Source organism: Stutzerimonas tarimensis, from assembly GCF_042648805.1.
In the GTDB taxonomy this organism is placed as follows: domain Bacteria; phylum Pseudomonadota; class Gammaproteobacteria; order Pseudomonadales; family Pseudomonadaceae; genus Azomonas; species Azomonas tarimensis.
On sequence record NZ_JBHRXZ010000016.1, the window covers coordinates 43407 to 61329 of the forward strand.

The window sequence follows — 17923 nt, forward strand, 5'->3', positions numbered from 1 at the left end:
AGGCGTATCTATTCATAATGAGAACCACGGCCGCGTTATCGACTTGATAAGAGATGCTTATGCTAAACCCCCAATGGCTGCGCACCTTCACCACGCTTGCCGAGGTCAGGCACTTCACCCGCAGCGCCGACCGGCTCGGCCTGACCCAGGCGGCGGTGAGCCAGCACGTTCGGCATCTGGAAGCCGAACTCGGGCCGCTGCTGATCCGCCGGCCGCGGCAGCTGGAACTGACCCCGGCCGGCGAGGCGCTGCTGGCCTATGCCCAGGAGGTGGCGGCGGCCGAGCAGCGCCTGCGCCTGCAACTGAGCGAAAGCGACGCCGAGCACGGCGAGATCAGCCTGATCAGTCCGGGCAGCATCGGTCTGGTGCTCTACCCCGCCCTGCTGGACATCCAGCAGGCCAGCCCCGGGCTGTCGGTGCGGCACCGCTTCGCACCCGACCGCGAGGTCGTCGACGCGATACTTGGCAACCGCTACGAGCTGGGCCTGACCAGCAGCAAGCCCGACGACCCGCGGCTGACGGCGCGCCTGTTCGCCGAAGAGCCGCTGGAGCTGGTGGTGCCGGCCGGATACGAGGCCCACGCATGGGCCGACCTGGTGCGCCTGGGCTTCATCGACCACCCCGACGGCCAGGCCATGGCCGGCCGCCTGCTGAGCCGGCGCTTCCCAGGCCATCCGGGGATCCGCAGCCTGCCCATGCGCGGCTTCAGCAACCAGGTCGGGCTGATCCTCGAACCGGTTGCCCGCGGCCTCGGCTTTACCGTCCTGCCTCGCTACGCCCGCCAGGCATTCGCCCGGCAGGAGGCGATATCGGTCATCGAATGCGGTCGCCCTGTGGTGGACAAGCTCTGGCTGATCCACCGCGCCGAATGGCCGCTCTCCAGCCGGGCCCGGCAGGTCGCCGAAACCCTGGCGGCACGCCTGCAGCGCCTTGCCCCATAGCCAAGGAGCCGCGTCAGCGGACGCCCTGCCCCGGGCTACTCGTCATGCTTGCCGGGCCCCGGCTATGATCAACCTGTACCCTTCAACCAGGACCGCCACCATGCGCCGTTTCACCGCCCTGATCGCCGGGCTCGCGCTCAGCGCCAACGCCCTTGCCCTGTCCCTCGCCGACCTGACCCAGAGCGACGCCAACGCTGGACTGCGCGATGCCCTGAGCCAGGGCGCCCAGGTTGCCGTGCAGCAGCTCGGCCGGCCGGGCGGCTTCAGCGACGATCCTGCGCTACGCATCGGACTGCCGGGAAATCTCGGCAAGGTAGCAGGTACCATGAAGCGGATGGGCATGGGCGCGCAGGTCGAACAACTGGAAGCCAGCATGAACCGCGCAGCGGAGGCGGCGGTTCCCGAAGCCGAGGCGCTGCTGCTGGACGCGGTGCGGCAGATGACCCTCGCCGATGCCAAGAGCATCCTCTCCGGCCCGCCGGACGCGGCCACGACGTACCTTTCCCGCACCAGCCGCGAGCAGATCCGCACGCGCTTTCTGCCCATCGTCAAACAGGCGACCGACCAGGTCGGCCTGGCCCAGCAGTACAACACCTTCGCCGGCAGAGCCGCCTCCTTCGGCGCGCTGGATGCCAAAAGCGCGAACATCGAAGGCTACGTCACCGAGCAGGCGCTGGACGGCCTGTTCGAGGTGATCGCCAGGCAGGAGGCGACCATCCGCGAGAACCCGGCGGCCGCCGCGACCGGGCTGGCGAAAAAGGTGTTCGGGGCGCTTTGAACGCGACGTCATTCAATGCGCCTCCGGCGACTCATACATCACCCTGCTTCCTTTCTCCTCAAAAGACGCCCCTGCAAGGAGACACCATGGTTCGCCTGACCGCCAAAGATTTCGATCCCGAGCTGCTGGAGCTCTACGACTTCTATGCCCACGGCAAGCTCAGCCGCCGGGAATTCCTCGACCGGGCCGCGGCCTTTACCCTGTGCGGGCTCACCGCCACCACGCTGCTCGACAGCCTGCTGCCAGACTACGCACTGGCCCGGCAGGTGGACTTCACCGACCCGGAGATCATTCCGGAATACATCGCCTACCCCTCCCCCAACGGCCATGGAGAGGTCCGAGCCTACCTGGTACGCCCGGCCAACGTCAGCGGCAAGGTCCCGGGCGTGGTGGTCGCCCATGAGAACCGAGGGCTCAACCCCTACATCGAGGATGTCGCCCGGCGTGTGGCCAAGGCCGGGTTCGTCGCCCTCGCCCCGGATGGGCTGTCATCGGTAGGCGGTTATCCGGGCAATGACGACAGGGGCCGCGAACTGCAGCAGACCGTCGATCCCGAGAAGCTGATGAACGACTTTTTCGCCGCGATCGAATGGCTGCTGGCCCATGAGTCCACCACCGGCAAGGTCGGCATCACCGGGTTCTGCTATGGCGGCGGCGTGGCCAATGCAGCAGCGGTGGCCTATCCGGAGCTGGGTGCCGCGGTGCCCTTCTATGGCCGTCAGGCCAGGATCGAGGACGTTCCGCGCATCAAAACGCCACTGCTGCTGCACTACGCCGAAACCGACCCCAGGATCAACGAAGGCTGGCCCGCCTATGAAAAGGCCCTGAAAGACGCAGGGATCACCTACGAGGCGTACCTCTATCCCGGCACCCACCATGGCTTCCACAACGATTCCACGCCTCGCTATGACGAAGCCGCTGCCAAGCTGGCCTGGGACCGAACCCTGGAGTGGTTTCGCCGCCATCTGGCCTAGGCTCTGTACGAAAAGTGCCTGCGCTCGGTCATGCTGCGTTGAAAAGCGGCTCGGAATGCTCATTTACGACTAGTAAACTCCGCTTCCTCGCCGTTTTTCGCCTTGCCTGACCTTCGCTCGGCTGACTTTTCGTACAGGCCCTAGGGGCGCTGCAGCGAGCTAGGCGGGCTCATCCAGGTTGTGACGGATGCGATCCAGCAGTGACACCAGCGTCCGGCATTCATCCTCGCTCAGACCGGACACCGCGATGCCCGACAGGAAGCGGCCCTGCTCCTGCAGCGCGCGGTGCACCGCTTCCCCTGCCGCCGTCAGGCGCAGCATGACGCTGCGCCTGTCGCTCTTGGCGGCCTGGCCTTCGAGAAAGGCCCGGTCCTTCAGGCTCTTGATCAGGCGTGCCACCTGCGCCTTGTCGCGGCCTGAATAAATGACCAGGTCGCTGAGGGTAGCGCCAGGGTGTCGATGGAAGAACCCCAGCACCTTGTTTTCCATGTGGGTCAGTTCATGGGGGCCATCGCGCAGGATGCGGTATTGCCGCGAGCGGTACAGATGCATGACGGCATGGATGGATTCGAAAACGTCTTCGGCGAGGTCGGTCATCTTGTTGACTTTATCAACTGTTACATTAAAATTGGTTGACCTGATCAACCATATACAGGAGCCCAGTATATGCAAGTTTCCAACCCGATGCGCCGTGTCCAGCGGGTTCGCCACGAGCTGCACCGGCGCGAGGTGACGGTGAGCCGCGTCGCGCCACTGGGTGACAGTTTTGTTGCCGTCACCTTTACCGGCGAGACGCTCGATGGCTTTCTCTCCGCCTCGTTCGACGACCACGTCAAGTTCATGTTCGAGGATGCCACCGGTGAAACCATCCGCCGCGACTACACCCCACGCCACTTCGACCCGGCCAGACGGGAACTGACCATCGAATTCGCCCTGCACGGCGACGGCCAGGCTTCCACTTGGGCACAGCGCGCCGCGGTGGGTCAGCCTGCGGTGATCGCTGGTCCGCGGGGCTCGATGATCATCCCGGCAGACTACGACTGGCACCTGCTGATCGGCGACGCCACCGCCCTTCCAGCCATTACCCGGCGCCTGGAAGAACTGTCCGCCGGCACCCGCGCCATCGTGCTGGCGTTGCAGGAGGGCGCTGCCGACAGGCGCGACCTGCACAGCCGCTCCGAGCTGCAGGTGCAGTGGCTGGAGAACCCCGACGCGCTGGTCGAAGCCGTTCGCAGCCTGGAGCTGCCCTCCGGCGAGGGCTTCGCCTGGGGCGCCGGTGAAGCCTCGATCATGGCCCGGGTACGCGCCGTACTGGCCGACGAGAAAGGCCATCCGAAGGAGGCCATGCGGGTCGCCGCCTACTGGCGACTGGGCGTCGCCGATCACCACGAAGACCTGACTGCCTGAGCAGCCTAGGAAGCCTGGACCGCAAACTGTCCAGCCGCTGGACAACGCCCTGCGCATCGTCCAGGCGGCTCAGAAGGCTGGAGCCCGTCTGGAAACCGGCGGCGAATACCAGGGTCTGCTCTTTCAGCCCACGGTGCTCAGCAGCGCTCGGTATTTCATGAAGAGGTCTTTGACTACCAGGAGATATAGTAATGAGCGATACCACCTTTCGTGACATCAAGGCAGCCGTCACCCGCGCCAAGGGCGCGCCATTCACCATCGAGCCAGCCCGCATCCGCGCGCCGAAGGACGACGAGGTGCTGGTTCGCGTCGTCGCGACCGGCATGTGCCATACCGACATGATCGTACGCGATCAGTATTACCCCGTTCCCCTGCCAGCCGTGCTCGGCCATGAGGGCGCCGGGGTGGTCGAGGCCGTGGGGCCGCTGGTTCGCGGGTTGTCGGTCGGCGACCATGTGGTGATGTCCTATGGCTACTGCGGTCATTGTCTCCCATGCGCCGGCGGCCATGCGGCCTACTGCAAGGAATTCTTCGACCGCAACTTCAGCGGTACCGATCCCCAGGGTGATACGGCCCTGCAGGATGCCAGCGGCGAGGCGCTGCACGATCACTTCTTCGCGCAATCGTCGTTTGCGACCTACGCCATCAGCCGGGAGAACAATGCGGTCAGGGTCACCAAGGAAGCACCGCTGGAGCTGCTGGGCCCGCTGGGCTGCGGCATCCAGACCGGTGCCGGCGCGGTGATCAATTCGCTGAAAGTCACGCCTGGAAGCTCTTTCGCCACCTTTGGCGCCGGTGCGGTCGGGCTTTCCGCCGTGCTGGCGGCCAAGGTGGCGGGCGCCACCACCATCGTCGCCGTCGATGTGGTGCCCTCTCGCCTGGAGCTCGCCCTGGAGCTGGGCGCTACCCATGTGATCAACAGTCGCGAGAACGATCCGGTTGCGATGATCCGCGAGATCACCGCCGGTGGCGCCAATTTCGCCCTGGAATCCACGGGTCGCCCGGAGGTGCTGCGCCAGGCAGTCGACGCGCTGGGCGGGCTGGGCTGTGTTGGTGTGGTGGGTGCGCCACCGCTGGGCACCACCGCCGAATTCGACGTCAACGACCTGCTGCTCGGCGGCAAGAGCATCCGTGGAATCGTGGAGGGCGACAGCGTGCCCCAGCGGTTCATTCCGCAACTGGTGGATCTTTACCTGCAGGGACGATTTCCGTTCGACAAGCTGGTGAAGTTCTACCCCTTCGAGGCGATCAACCAAGCCGCAGAGGACAGTGAAAAGGGCGTCACCCTCAAACCCGTTCTCCGTATCGGCGCCTGACCCGACCTGGAGGGGGCGCCTGCCCCCTTCAAGTCCCCGAGAATAAGAAAGGCCCAACCCCATGCGTATTCAGGCCTTGCAGGCGGCCGCCCTGGTTGCCGGTTTCCTGCTGCCCGACAGGCGCTGGCCGTGGCGTCGATGCCGGTGACTACACCGCCTCGTACGGCAGCCCCACGTAGTTTTCGGCAATGGTGGTCAACCCCGCCGGCGTGCTGGTGAAGTAGTCCTGCTCGCTCTGCTGAATGCGCCGGGCAAAATCGTCGTTATCCGGGAAGCGGTGCAGCAGGCTCGTCATCCACCAGGAAAACCGCTCGGCCTTCCAGACCCGCCGCAGGCAGATCGGTGAGTAACGTTCCAGCAGGTCGCTGCGGCCTTCGCGATAGACCTTCAGCAGAATGCGATACAGGGTGCTGACATCGCTGGCCGCCAGGTTCAGCCCCTTGGCGCCTGTCGGCGGGACGATATGCGCGGCGTCGCCGACGAGGAACAAGTGGCCATACTGCATGGGCTCGACCACGAAGCTGCGCAGCGGCGCGATGCTTTTTTCCAGCGACGGGCCGGTGACCAGCCGAGCGGCGACGTCTTCGGGTAGACGGCGCTTGAGCTCGTCCCAGAAGCGCTCATCGGACCAGTCCTCCACCTTCTCTTCCAGCCCCACCTGCACGTAATAACGCGAGCGAGTGGCCGAGCGCATGCTGCACAGGGCGAAGCCGCGTTCATGGTTGGCGTAGATCAGCTCCTCGGCGACCGGTGGGGTGTCAGACAGCATCCCCAGCCAGCCAAAGGGGTAAACCCGCTCGAACTCGTTCAGCGATTCGGCCGGGATGCTCTTGCGCGAGACCCCGTGGAAGCCATCGCAACCGGCAATGTGGTCGCAATCGAGGCGCACGGACTCGCCGTTCAGGGTAAAGGTGACCCAGGGTTTGTCGTCCTTCAGGCCGTGCAACTGCGCGTCCTGCACAGCGTAGAAGGTACTGGCACCGCTGGCCTTGCGCGCCTCCATCAGGTCGCGGGTGACTTCGGTCTGGCCGTAGACCATCACCGTGTCGCCGCCGGTCAGCGCCTTGAGATCGATCCGCACGCGACGGTCACCAAAGGCCAGTTCCACGCCCTCGTGGACCTGCCCTTCCCGGTCCATGCGCTCGGCCACACCGGCCTCACGCATCAGATCGGCCATGCCCTGCTCCAGCACGCCGGCGCGAATGCGGCTCAGCACGTATTCCGGGGTCTGGCGTTCGATGATCACGTTGGGAATGCCGGCGTTGTGCAGCAACTGGCCGAGCAACAGGCCAGACGGGCCGGCACCGATGATGGCGACACCTGTTTTCATGGGGTGAGTCCTCGCTTGTTGTTGTCGGGGCGGCGGCTTGCCACACCCTGTCGAGACACCCCCATGGTCGTCCTCCAACACCTGGGCGATAATGGATCCAGCCAAGCAATACTTGGACTTATACAAACTCCGTTCGGTAATCGAACAACAGGAGCGCAACGCTTGAAACCCTCTGTTCCCCGCCCCGCGATCCCGGTGTTCAAGCTCTACGGTGACAGCCTCGACTGGCCCACCCCGGACCTGCTGCACTGCGAATCCATCGCCGACCGCAGCCGCCTGCACGACTGGGAGATCCGCCCGCATCGCCACGCCGACCTGACCCAGCTGCTCTACATCCGGCGCGGCTGGGCCGAGGTTGAAGTGGAAGGCGTGCGCACCCGCATCGACGGGGCGGCAGTCCAGGTGGTGCCGCCTTTGTGCATCCACGGGTTTCGCTTTTCCGAACGGGTCGAAGGTTATGTACTGACCCTGGCCAACCCGCTGCTGGCTCAATTGGAAACCGCGCTCGATGGGCAACAAGCGGCGTTGCGCAGTGCGGGGCTGCACCGGTCCGGGCCGGACCGGCGGTACCTGAATACCCTGTTCGAGGCGATCGACCGCGAATACCGCACCCCCGCTCCGGCCCGCGACCTGCTGCTGCAGTCCCTGGTGGGTGTGCTGGCGGTGTGGGTGAGCCGGCAGATGCTGGTACGCCAGGAACAACGGCCGAGCCGCGCACAGGCTTTACTGGCGACCTTTACTCGTCTTGTGGAGCAGGACTTCTGCCGGCAACCCTCGGTGGAGGAGTATGCCGCGCAGCTCGACATTACTCCGGTCTATCTGAACACCCTGGCCCGCCGCTTCACCGGCCACACAGCCCAGGGCGTGCTGCACCAGCGGCTTTTGCTCGAGGCCAAGCGACAGCTGATCTACACCGCGATGACGGTCAGCCAGATCTCGGACGGACTTGGATTTTCCGAACCGGCTTACTTCTCCCGCTTTTTCAGGCGGCTGACCGGGATGTCGCCGCGCGACTTTCGCAGCGGACGCTAGGGCCTGTACGAAAAGTCAGCCGAGCGAAGGTCAGGCAAGGCGAAAAACGGCGAGGAAGCGGAGTTTACTAGTCGTAAATGAGCATTCCGAGCCGCTTTTCAACGCAGCATGACCGAGCGCAGGCACTTCTCGTACAGAGCCTAGAGAACCGGACCAGCCCGGCTCCCGTCAGGCTCAGGCGGCGCTAAAGGTCCGGTGTGGATCATGACAAATTCAGACCGAGCACTGGCGCAGGGCTTCAGCCCGGAATCAGCTCCGCGATGTCCGCCAGGACGGCTGCCCACTCCTGCTCGTCGATCTCCATCAGGCGGAAGAAGCGCAGGGTGAAGATGCCCTCGGTGGCGTAAAAGGCGAGACGGGCGCGGCGGCCCTCCTCGGTCGAGGTGTCGAGCCCGGCAAGACGCTCCCGGTACCACGCCTGGGTCGATTCGAGGTGTTCCGGCGTCTGCAGCAGGGCTGCCATCAGGCTCGCCGCCTTGGCGTGGGAGCCGGTGTCCGAGGCCCGGGTGGCTTCCACATGGGCGCGTACTGAAGTCAACGGGTCGGGATCATCCCCGGCGATGCGCCGGAACAGCTCGGTATAGCCCTTGCCCCAGCGCTCGAACATGGCGTTGATCAGCTCGTCCTTGGTGCCGAAGCTGTACTGCACGCCACCCTTGGTGATCCCCGCCGCCTTCGCCAACGCATCGATGGTCAGGGCCGCCGCGCCCTGCCGGTTGACGATACCTTCCGCCACGTCCAACAGCGCCTCACGGTCGATGGTCGGTTTTCGGCCCATGCCTGCCTCTTTTAATTAAATACGTATGTATTTATATTTTGCCCCATGGCTGATCACCAGCCAAGCGCGCTGAAACCGTCTCCGAGGGAAAAGCATTGCAATCACATCTACGCTGGCTTGTGCTGGCGATCCTGTCCAGTGCCCTGCTGCTCATCGTCATCGACATGACCGTGATCTACCTGGCCCTGCCGAGCCTCACCTACGAGCTGCGCGCTTCGGCTACCGAGAAGCTATGGATCGTGAACGCCTATGCCCTTACCGTCGCCGGGCTGCTACCTGGGATGGGGGCGCTGGGTGACCGTTTCGGTCACAAGCGAATGTTCGTTTCCGGGCTCGTGGTCTTTGGCGTGGCCTCCCTGGCGGCGGCCTTCTCACCCACTGCCGGAGCGTTGATCGCGGCCCGGGTGGCGTTGGCCATCGGTGCGGCGATGATGATGCCAGCCACCCTGGCGATCATCCGTCATGTGTTCGAGGACGCCCGCGAGCGCGCCCTGGCGTTCGGCATCTGGGCGGCCATCGCCTCGGGCGGCGCGGCGTTCGGGCCGGTGGTGGGCGGGGTGCTGCTGGAGCACTTCTGGTGGGGCTCGGTGTTTCTCATCAACTTGCCCATCGTGGCGCTGGCCCTGCTGGGGGCGCTGGCCTGGTTGCCCACCCGGCCGGGCAATCCGGGCCGGCCATTCGACCCCCTCTCCTCGCTGCTGGTCATGGGTGCGCTGGTCGGCCTGGCCCTGGCGATCAAGGAGGCGGGCAAGACGGACCCTTCGGCGCTGCAGGCCGTGGCGGCAGCGGTGACGGCCCTGTTGTGCGGCCTGGCCTTCCTGCACCGGCAGCGCCAGGCGACGGTGCCGATGATCGACTTCACGCTGTTTCGCGATCGCACCTTCTCGGCCGGTGTGGTCGCCGCGTCGGTCGCCTCCGCCGCGCTGATGGGCATGGAACTGGTGCTCAGCCAGCGGCTGCAGCTTGTCGTCGGCCTGTCGCCGCTGCAGGCCGGGTTGACCATCCTGCCGATCCCGCTGGCGGCCTTCATTGCCGGCCCTCTGGCCGGGCTGGCGTTGCCGCGCCTCGGTGCGGAACGCATCCTGAGCATGTCCCTTGCCCTGTCGGCCGCAGGGATGCTGGTCTACCTGCTGGGATACGGGACCGAGCGATGGGTCCAGATCCTGTCGTTCAGCCTGCTCGGCTTTGGCGTCGGGGCGGCGATGACCGCCGCGTCCAGCGCCATGCTGCTGCATGCACCGCCGGACCGGGCGGGCATGGCGGCATCGATCGAGGAAGTGTCCTATGAACTGGGCGGTGCGCTGGGTATAGCCGTGCTCGGCAGCCTGATGTCGGCGGTGTATGCAGCGGCCTTTGTCAGCTCGGAGGGAATGGCGGTGTCGGACCTGGCCCGGGACAGCCTCGACGGCGCGCTGATCGCCGCCGAAGCCCTGCCCGATGCCCTCGCCGCCCCGCTGGTCAGCCTGGCGCGAAGCGCCTTCGACAGTGCCTTCGTGATGGTGATGACGGTGGTGTTCGCCCTGCTGAGCGCGGCGGCGGCCGGAATCGCATTGACCACTCGCCGGGCTCGCTGAGGCCGCCCCCCAGGGTCACAATGAGCCAGCTCAAACCGGATCGCCGGTGTCCGGGATCAGCTCGATGGCTCGCACCCCAGAGATGGCACAGAGCTCGTCGTTGTCGGAGGTGTCGCCGCTGATGCCCACGGCGCCGAGAAGCTCCCCGGCCGGATCGCGGATCAGCACTCCGCCCGGCACCGGCACCATGTTTCCGCCGGCCAGATCCGACAGCGCATTGAAGAAGGCCGGCATCTTCGCCGCGCGGCGTACCAGCTCGCGGCCGCCAAAGCCCATGCCGAGCACGCCCGCGGCCTTGCCGATGGCGATCTGCGGGCGCAGCAGGCTGGCGCGCTCGTCGCGTTGCAGGGCCAGCAGGTGGCCGCCCGCATCCAGCACCGCCACGCACAACGGCGCCAGTTGCAGCCGTTGGCCTTCGGCCAGCGCCGCCTCGATCAGGCGATTGGCCAGGTTCAGGGTGAGTCGAGTCATGGCGTCCTCCTCTCAGTTTGCCAGGTGCAGGGACCCCGGGGACGCCGGCCGCTTGCCCAGTTCGACGGCGCGTTGGCGGGTGTGCAACTCGGACCACTTCACCGTGTTGAAATCGCTGACCCGGTTGGGGTCGTAGCCCGGCACCGCGGTCTGCATGCGCTGTCCGCCCTGGAATACGGCGCGGATACGCTCGCGCTCCTGCAGGAGGGCGACGTTCTCCAGCGGCGAGCCGTCGATAAACAGGAAGTCCGCCGGCCGCCCGACCTCGATTACCCCGGCACGCCCGGCTGCCGGCATCATCCGCGCCGCCACCGAGGTGGCCGCGCGCAGCGCCTCGGCCGGGGTGAAGCCAAGCCAGTCGACGAAGATTTCCAGCTCGCGGGCGTGCCACTCGCCGTAGGGCGTGATGGCGAAGCCGCTGTCACTGCCAGTCATGAACGGCACGCCAGCCTCACGGGCGCAGCGCAGGTTACGGCAGCCGATGTCGATCACTCGACGCTGCATGGCGGCGTAGCCGGATTTGGTCGAGGCCTCGTAGAGCTCGGCGAACTCGACGTTGTTGGCCAGCATCGTCAGGGTCGGCGCCAGGTGGCTGCCGGAGACGAGCATCGCCTCGATGCAGGCGTCGTCGAGGAAGAACGCATGAAAGATCACGTCCACGCCGGCCTTGGCCGCGTACAGCACCGCTTCGGCCCCATAGGCATGCACCGCCACCTTTTTCCCGAGGCGATGGATCTCGTCCACCATCACCCGGGTCTCCTCCTCGGTGAAGGCGGCGATGATCTCGCCGTTGTCGCGGCGGTGGGTGCCGTCCATGGCGATCTTGATCACGTCGACGCCGTCCTTGGCCTGGCGGCGGATCTCGGCGATCTGGTCCTCGCGGGTGGCGCACAGCCGACCGGTGAAGTACTCCGGCGTGCCGACCCAGCTGGGAAACCAGTCGTTCAGGCTCTGCCGGTTGGCGATCACGTTGCTGCTGGCGGCAATGCGTGGCCCGGGGAACATGCCGGCATTGATGGCGTTGCGCACGGCGATACTGCACTGGCCGGCATCGCCCGGCACCACCACCGAGGTATAGCCGGCGGCCATCACGTGCTGGGTGAAGAACAACCCGCGCAGGGCGCGAAATTCCGGCGAGACGTGCAGGTCGATGTCTTCCTCGCTCTTGGCGTTGCCGAACACCAGGTGGGTATGCACGTCGATCAGGCCCGGCATGACAAAGTCGTCACCGGCTTCCACCAGGGCATCGCCGACAGCGCGGGCCGGGGCGTCGGCTGTATCACCAACCCAGGTAAACAGCCCATTCTCGACGACCAGGGTCTGCTCGCAGCGGGCCTCGTCTTCCAGGCCAGTGAAAAGCGTCTTGCAGCGAATGAAGGTGCGGGACATGGCTGCCTCCAGTTGTTGTTGTGGTGCTTCATGCTGCCGACTGCAGCGTGCCGGCAGAAGTGAAACCGCATGCGCCGCCCTCTCCAGCCTATTCCTCGAAGATCGCCACGGCGCGGGTGAAACCGGCCGAGGCCCGCTTGATCTTGTAGGGAAAGCAGGAGACCAGGAAGCCGTTGGCCGGCAGGCTTTCCAGGTTGGCGAGCTTTTCCATCTGCCCATAGCCGATGTCGCGCCCGGCCTTGTGCCCTTCCCAGATGATCGAGGCATCGCCGCTCTCGGCGAAGCGCTCGCGGGTGTACTTGAAGGGCGCGTCCCAGCTCCAGGCATCGGTGCCCACCACCCGCACGCCCCGCTCAAGCAGGTAAAGCGTGGCTTCGCGGCCCATGCCGACGCCCGCTTCCAGATAGCCGGGCTGGCCGAACAGCGCACCGGCGCGGGTATTCACCAGCACGATATCCAGCGGCTTGAGCTCATGGTCGATGCGGGCCAGTTCGGCCTCGACCTCGGCGGCGGTCACCACATGGCCATCGGGGAGATGGCGGAAATCAAGCTTCACACCCGGCTGCAGGCACCACTCCAGCGGCAGTTCGTCGATGCCGAAGGCCGGCTTGCCGCCGTCGGTGGTCGAGGCGTAATGCCAGGGCGCGTCCATGTGGGTGCCGCTGTGGGTGGTGATGTCCAGCCGCTCGGCCGCCCAGCTCTCGTCGCCCGGCAATTGGTCCTTGCGCAGGCCGGGGAACATGGCGGCCATTTCCGGCCAGCCCTGCTGGTGGTCCATGTAGTCGATCTTCGGCAGCAGCGGCGGCGGATCGGTGAAGGGGTTGTTGTCGAGGGTGACCGAGAGGTCTACGAAGCGGCGTTTCCGGTTCTCATTCATTGCAGCGACTCCTTGACTCTGACCTGGGGACGCCCACGGCGTGGGGCGCCGGGCGGGGTAAGCGCGTTGCGGATCAGGCTGGCCACGTTGCGGTCGTGGCTGAAGCCGAGCGCCCGGGCCTGGGGAGCCCGCAGCGGCGGAAAGGCACCGAATGCCGCCTCCAGCTGCGGATTCGGGGCATGGGTGATCAGCGAGCGCCGCTCTTCGCCGTACAGCTCCACCAGCCCCTCGATCACCTCGGCCACCGACAGCTTCAGCACCGGCAGTTGCCAGACCCGGCGGGAGCGCAGGCTGTCCACTTCCAGTTCGGCGGCCTGGATCAGGTTGGCCACGCAGCAGCGCACCGACATCCACCAGCCGGTGGCTTCCGGCGAGACCGGGCAGCAGTACGGCGTGTTGCGCACGAAGGCGTTGAGCAGGTCGCTCATGAACCCGCTGAGCAGCCCGCTGGTGCCGTCGGGCCGCGCCACCACGCTGGGCAGGCGGATGGCGCGGCCGTCCAACTCGCCACGCCGAGACAGGTCCACCAGCGCGGTTTCCACCATCTGCTTGTGGGCCCCGACGGTCAGTGCCGGTTGCAGATCGCCCTCCCCGTTCATCCGCGGCGGCAAATCGTCGCCGTAGACCGCCACGCTGCTGGCGAACACCAGCACCGCCGGGCTGGGCTGAGCGCGCAGCAACTGCATGAGCTCCAGCGAGGCCAGCAGGTTGGTGCGATAGCCCAGTTCGTAGTCGCGCTCGGCAATGGCCCCCGGAATGCCCGCCAGATGGAACACCACGTCCACCCCGTCGGCGAGCGCCCGGCGCAGCACCGCCGACTCGGTGACATCTCCCGGCAGGCGGCGCAGCCGGCCATCCTCCGGCAGCGCACCCAGGCAGCGGTCCACCACCAGCAGCGCGTCAATCGTTCGTCCCCTGAGGGTTCCGGTTTCCAGCAGGCGCAGCACCAGCTGCCGCCCGATGAAACCGTTGGCGCCCGTGATCAGTACCCGCATCGTGCCTCCTCGGCCATCTGGCGATTCATCAGCAACCCTGCCTTTCGGATTGGCGCACGGCAGGCTCGGCAAGCGGCACGGCAACGACCAGCGGCGCGGCGCCGGCGCGGTCCGTGGCACCTGCCGAGGCTTCGTCGGCAGGGGCCAGGCCGCGGGCTTCAGGGAACAGGAACCAGGCCAGGGCCGGCAGCAGCACCAGGGCGCCGACCATGTTCCAGATGAACATGAAGGCCAGCAGCACGCCCATGTCGGCCTGGAACTTGATCGGCGAGAAGATCCAGGTGCCGACGCCGATGGCCAGGGTCACGCCGGTGAGCATCACCACCTTGCCGGTGAACACCAGCGCCCGGTAATAGGCCTGGGACAGGCTGTCGCCCGAACGAATGCGCGCCAGCATGATGCTCATCACGTAGAGCGCGTAGTCCACGCCGATGCCCACGCCGAGGGCGATCACCGGTAGCGTCGCCACCTTCAGGCCGATGCCCAGCCCCACCATCAGCGCCTCGCAGAGGATTGAGGTGAGCATCAGCGGCAGCACCGCGCAGACCACCGCCCGCCAGGAGCGGAACGTCACCAGGCAGAGCAGGATCACCGCGCCATAGACGTAGAACAGCATCTCCCGGTTAGCCTGCTGGACCACGATGTTGGTGGCCGCCTCGATGCCCGCGCTGCCTGCCGCCAGCAGGAACCGGGCCTGCTCGCTGTTGTTCTCTTCGGCAAAGGCCTGCACCTCATCGACCACCGAGGTCAGGGTGTCGGCCTTGTGGTCGGAGAGGTAGGCGTACTGGGTCAGCAGGCTGCAATCCTCGTTGTAGAGGCCTCGCGGCGCGCCGCCGGTGATCATGTTGAGGGTCGCCTGGTTGTTCACCAGTTCGTACCATTTCGGATTGCCTTCGGAGAGCCCCACCAGCACCCGACGATTGAGCTGGGCCAGGGAGTTGGTGCTCTCCACCCCAGGCAATGCCCGCAGGCGCCAGTCCAGATCGTCGACCCGCTTGAGAGTGTCGTAAGCCGCGCAGCCACCCACCGGGGTCTTGACCATAACCGCGAACACGTCGCTGCTGGCACCGTAATGGGCAGTGATGTAGGCGTTGTCCCTGTTGTAGCGCGAATCGGAACGCAGCTCCGGCGCACCGGCATCCAGGTCACCCACCTTGAGGTTGAGGCCGATCAGGTAGCCACCGGTGGCCATCAGCGCGGCGACGAGCACGCAGCCGGTCGCCCAGCGGCGAGTGGTGAAGAGGTCGAGAAAGCGCCACAGCGGATGCCTGACGGTGCCGGCCGCTTCGGCCTGCTCGCTGCGCAGGCTGCGCTGGGCGGCGTGGGCATCGACACCGAGATAGGAGAGCAGGATCGGCAGCAGCACCAGATTGGTGATGATCAGCACCGCGACTCCGATGCTGGCGGTCACCGCCAGGTCCTGGATCACCGGGATGTCGATGGTCATCAGCACCGCAAAGCCCACCGCGTCGCTCACCAGCGCCGTCAGGCCGGCGATGAACAGGCGGCGGAAGGTGAAGCGGGCCGCCACCAGCCGGTGCATGCCGCGGCCGATGTCCTGCATGATGCCGTTCATCTTCTGCGCGCCATGGCTGATGCCGATGGCGAACACCAGGAACGGCACCAGCACCGAATACGGGTCGAGCTGGTAACCCAGCAGCGGCAGCAGCCCGAGCTGCCAGATCACCGCCGTCAGCGAGCAGGCCATCACCAGCAGGGTGCTGCGCACGCAACGGGTGTACCAGTAGAGCACCGCACCGGTGATGAGGATGGCCGCGGCAAAGAACAGCAGGATCTGCCGCAATCCCTCGATCAGGTCCCCCACCACCTTGGCGAAGCCGGTGATGCGGATCTCGATGCGGTCGCTGGCGTACTTGTCGCGCAGCTCCTCGAGCTGGCTCGACAGTCGTGAATAGTCCAGCGGCTGGCCATCGGGCGTGGTCGGCAGCAAGGGCACGTAGATGATGCTGGAGCGCTGGTCGAAGGCCACCAGCTGGCCGATCTCGTTGGAGCGGCTGATGTTGCGCCGCAGGTCGTCCAGGCTGCGTGGCGAGCCGTCATAACCGTCGGGAATCACCGGGCCACCTTCCAGGCCCATTTCGGTGACGCCGACCCAGCGGGTCGAGGGCGTCCACAACGAGCGCATGAAGGCGCGGTCGACACCCGGCAGCAAGTAGATCTCGTCGTTCAGCTGCTGCAGGGTCTGCTGGTAATCCGCGTCATAGATATCGCCCCCGGTGTTGACCACGGCGACGCGCACCGCATTGCCGAGCCCGGAAAGCTCCTGGCGGTGCTCCTGGTAATTGACGATGAAGGGGTGGCTGACCGGGATCATCTTCTCGAAGCTGGCGTTGAAATCCAGCCGGGTCGCCTGCCAGCCCAGTGCCAGGGTGATCAGCAGGCACAGCAGCATCACCAGCGGGCGATGGTTGAACAGGGCGCGCTCGATGAACGAGCCGGAGGCTCGATCGAACCGGGCAAGGCTCTCGGCGGGGTTCGCTGGGGTATTCCGAGGGTCTCTCATGAACCTACTCCGCAGAAGCGTGTGCGTTGGCCGGGGTCAGCGGCGACAGGGACACCGGACCGTTGAAACCGACACCGACCACCCCGCCATCAGCCGTTCGGGCCACGGCGGACAGGGGCGCCCCGGCGCGCACGGGCAGCGGTCGCAGGCTGCCGCCGGCCACTTCCAGCAGACCGCCGGCCTGATTGACCAGCAGCAGGCGGTCGTCAAGGGTGACGGCGTCGTTGAGGGATACCGGGACCGGGTTGTCGAGCATCCGGAAGCTTTCGCCGGCATCGTCCGAGAGCATCACGGTGCCCCGCAGACCGCCGACCAGCAGCGCATCCGCCGGCAGCAGCGCGAGGGTGAAATAGCTGCCTTCGTAGCCGGTCTCCACCGCCTCGAAGCTGGTGCCGTCATCGGTGGAGCGCATGAACAGGCCCTGCTCGCCAGCGATGTAAAGGTGCCGGTCACGGCTGGCGATGGCGTAGAGGTGCGCGCCCCAGTCGTTGGGCAGGCGACCTATGATCGAACTCCAGGTCTCGCCCCCATCGCGGGTGCGAAAGGCCATGCCGAAGGCACCGGCGACGATCCCGTTCCGGGCATCGCTGAAGTGCACCACCAGAAAGGGCTTGTCCGGGCCGTCGTCGACCAGCAACCGGGCATTGTCCAGCCGCTGGGAGCCGGGCCCCGCCTCACGCTCGGCGGCTTCCAGCTCCAGCGCGGCAGCCTGGCGGCCGTCGAGTTGCAGGTTCCAGGTCTCGCCCCCGTCACGGCTGTGCAGCACCACGCCGGAGTGGCCGACTGCCCAGCCGTGTCGCTCATCGACAAACTGCACGTCAGTCAGGCTGATGCGCACCGGCACGCTGCCCTGGCGCCAGCTGCTTCCATGGTCGTCGGACAGGAGAATGATGCCGCGCTCGCCCACCGCCACCAGCCGGTCGCCGGCACGGGTGATGCCGAGCAACACCGCGCGGCCGGGCTCGATCAGCTTCGCAGCGGGTTGCGCCAGCACGTCAGGCGCGGAGTCGGCCAGTAGCGGGCCGGCGAGGGACACGCAGAGCAAGGCAAGGAAGGCGCCGCGGAGCTGTTGGCCGAGCCTTCGCCCTTTGGCGAGATTCGGCGCTCCAGCCTCGGCCGGGCGCCGGACGGCACACGCTTGAATAACCATAGGTAAACCTCTTCTTGTTCTTGTATTGCCGCGTCCGTGCAACGCTCCCGCTTCAGCGGGTCGGCTGTGCGGGAGAAACAGAATCGGAAATCAGGCGGCCCGAGAGGCGCCGAGAATTGTCCAAGGCACCGCCATGCGGTCGCAATCGACGGGCAACAACGGCGGCTCGGCGGCACGGGAAGCCGCACCATCAGAGGAAGAGGCGAAAATCGCACCGGGGGCGCGAAGGCGATGCTGTGTCATTGTTCTTCTCCAGCATTTCTGGCTTCGTTCATGGGCGGCGCACGTAACCGCCTGAACGTAGACGCACCGAAAGTCGTCGCTTTCGGCCTGTTTGTAGCTTCACGTTATGGGCCACGCGGGAATTTGGCTAATCGATCTTAAAGA

16 protein-coding genes are annotated in these 17923 nt (G+C 66.2%); 7 read left to right on the plus strand and 9 right to left on the minus strand.

Annotated elements, in window-relative coordinates; genetic code table 11:
• The first annotated feature begins 59 nt into the window (after positions 1 to 59).
• From ACFOMF_RS05565 to yghX, 3 genes are all read left to right on the plus strand, one after another.
• Complete coding sequence (locus tag ACFOMF_RS05565) at positions 60 to 941, plus strand: LysR family transcriptional regulator (RefSeq protein WP_386362057.1); 882 nt, start codon at positions 60 to 62, stop codon at positions 939 to 941.
• A 100-nt stretch (positions 942 to 1041) separates the two neighbouring features.
• The gene (locus tag ACFOMF_RS05570; protein WP_386362060.1) at positions 1042 to 1719 is read left to right on the plus strand and encodes a DUF4197 domain-containing protein; all 678 of its coding nucleotides are present in this window, start codon (positions 1042 to 1044) and stop codon (positions 1717 to 1719) included.
• Between the two features lie 86 nt (positions 1720 to 1805).
• The gene (gene yghX / locus ACFOMF_RS05575) at positions 1806 to 2693 is read left to right on the plus strand and encodes a YghX family hydrolase (RefSeq protein WP_386362063.1); all 888 of its coding nucleotides are present in this window, start codon (positions 1806 to 1808) and stop codon (positions 2691 to 2693) included.
• Between the two features lie 159 nt (positions 2694 to 2852).
• On the opposite strand, the gene ACFOMF_RS05580 is transcribed toward yghX, so the two are convergent.
• Positions 2853 to 3290 carry a MarR family winged helix-turn-helix transcriptional regulator gene (locus ACFOMF_RS05580; RefSeq protein ID WP_386362065.1) on the minus strand — a complete coding sequence of 146 codons (438 nt, stop codon included), beginning with the start codon at positions 3288 to 3290 and terminating at the stop codon, positions 2853 to 2855.
• Between the two features lie 69 nt (positions 3291 to 3359).
• Between ACFOMF_RS05580 and ACFOMF_RS05585 the strand changes: the two genes are divergently transcribed.
• Together ACFOMF_RS05585 and ACFOMF_RS05590 are read left to right on the plus strand one after the other, a co-directional pair.
• The gene (locus ACFOMF_RS05585) at positions 3360 to 4100 is read left to right on the plus strand and encodes a siderophore-interacting protein (protein WP_386362068.1); all 741 of its coding nucleotides are present in this window, start codon (positions 3360 to 3362) and stop codon (positions 4098 to 4100) included.
• 191 nt (positions 4101 to 4291) lie between these two features.
• On the plus strand, positions 4292 to 5416 hold the full coding sequence (locus ACFOMF_RS05590) for an NAD(P)-dependent alcohol dehydrogenase (RefSeq protein WP_386362070.1): 1125 nt from the start codon (positions 4292 to 4294) through the stop codon (positions 5414 to 5416).
• A gap of 148 nt (positions 5417 to 5564) precedes the next feature.
• On the opposite strand, the gene pobA is transcribed toward ACFOMF_RS05590, so the two are convergent.
• Positions 5565 to 6746: a 4-hydroxybenzoate 3-monooxygenase gene (gene pobA / locus ACFOMF_RS05595; RefSeq protein WP_386362073.1), complete on the minus strand. Its 1182-nt coding sequence runs from the start codon at positions 6744 to 6746 to the stop codon at positions 5565 to 5567.
• 162 nt (positions 6747 to 6908) lie between these two features.
• Between pobA and ACFOMF_RS05600 the strand changes: the two genes are divergently transcribed.
• Complete coding sequence (locus ACFOMF_RS05600) at positions 6909 to 7778, plus strand: helix-turn-helix domain-containing protein (RefSeq protein ID WP_386362076.1); 870 nt, start codon at positions 6909 to 6911, stop codon at positions 7776 to 7778.
• 238 nt (positions 7779 to 8016) lie between these two features.
• On the opposite strand, the gene ACFOMF_RS05605 is transcribed toward ACFOMF_RS05600, so the two are convergent.
• Complete coding sequence (locus ACFOMF_RS05605) at positions 8017 to 8556, minus strand: TetR/AcrR family transcriptional regulator (protein WP_386362078.1); 540 nt, start codon at positions 8554 to 8556, stop codon at positions 8017 to 8019.
• A 95-nt stretch (positions 8557 to 8651) separates the two neighbouring features.
• On the opposite strand from ACFOMF_RS05605, the gene ACFOMF_RS05610 reads away from it, so the two are divergent.
• Positions 8652 to 10130 (plus strand): MFS transporter, encoded by a 1479-nt coding sequence (locus tag ACFOMF_RS05610; protein ID WP_386362081.1) that lies wholly within the window; start codon positions 8652 to 8654, stop codon positions 10128 to 10130.
• A gap of 30 nt (positions 10131 to 10160) precedes the next feature.
• Here the strand turns inward: ACFOMF_RS05610 and ACFOMF_RS05615 are convergent, their stop codons facing one another.
• The 6 genes from ACFOMF_RS05615 to ACFOMF_RS05640 all read right to left on the minus strand — a co-directional run bounded on the left by ACFOMF_RS05615 (position 10161) and on the right by ACFOMF_RS05640 (position 17536).
• Positions 10161 to 10601, minus strand: coding sequence for a GlcG/HbpS family heme-binding protein (locus tag ACFOMF_RS05615; RefSeq protein WP_386362083.1), 441 nt, complete (start codon positions 10599 to 10601; stop codon positions 10161 to 10163).
• Between the two features lie 12 nt (positions 10602 to 10613).
• The gene (locus tag ACFOMF_RS05620) at positions 10614 to 11990 is read right to left on the minus strand and encodes a metal-dependent hydrolase family protein (RefSeq protein ID WP_386362086.1); all 1377 of its coding nucleotides are present in this window, start codon (positions 11988 to 11990) and stop codon (positions 10614 to 10616) included.
• An 88-nt stretch (positions 11991 to 12078) separates the two neighbouring features.
• Positions 12079 to 12867 carry a cyclase family protein gene (locus ACFOMF_RS05625; protein WP_386362089.1) on the minus strand — a complete coding sequence of 263 codons (789 nt, stop codon included), beginning with the start codon at positions 12865 to 12867 and terminating at the stop codon, positions 12079 to 12081.
• Positions 12864 to 13862: an NAD-dependent epimerase/dehydratase family protein gene (locus ACFOMF_RS05630; RefSeq protein WP_386362092.1), complete on the minus strand. Its 999-nt coding sequence runs from the start codon at positions 13860 to 13862 to the stop codon at positions 12864 to 12866. The genes ACFOMF_RS05625 and ACFOMF_RS05630 overlap by 4 nt, the downstream gene beginning before the upstream one ends.
• A 28-nt stretch (positions 13863 to 13890) precedes the next feature.
• Positions 13891 to 16386: an efflux RND transporter permease subunit gene (locus ACFOMF_RS05635; RefSeq protein WP_386362095.1), complete on the minus strand. Its 2496-nt coding sequence runs from the start codon at positions 16384 to 16386 to the stop codon at positions 13891 to 13893.
• 4 nt (positions 16387 to 16390) lie between these two features.
• Positions 16391 to 17536 carry a YCF48-related protein gene (locus ACFOMF_RS05640; RefSeq protein WP_386362098.1) on the minus strand — a complete coding sequence of 382 codons (1146 nt, stop codon included), beginning with the start codon at positions 17534 to 17536 and terminating at the stop codon, positions 16391 to 16393.
• Positions 17537 to 17923 lie beyond the last annotated feature (387 nt).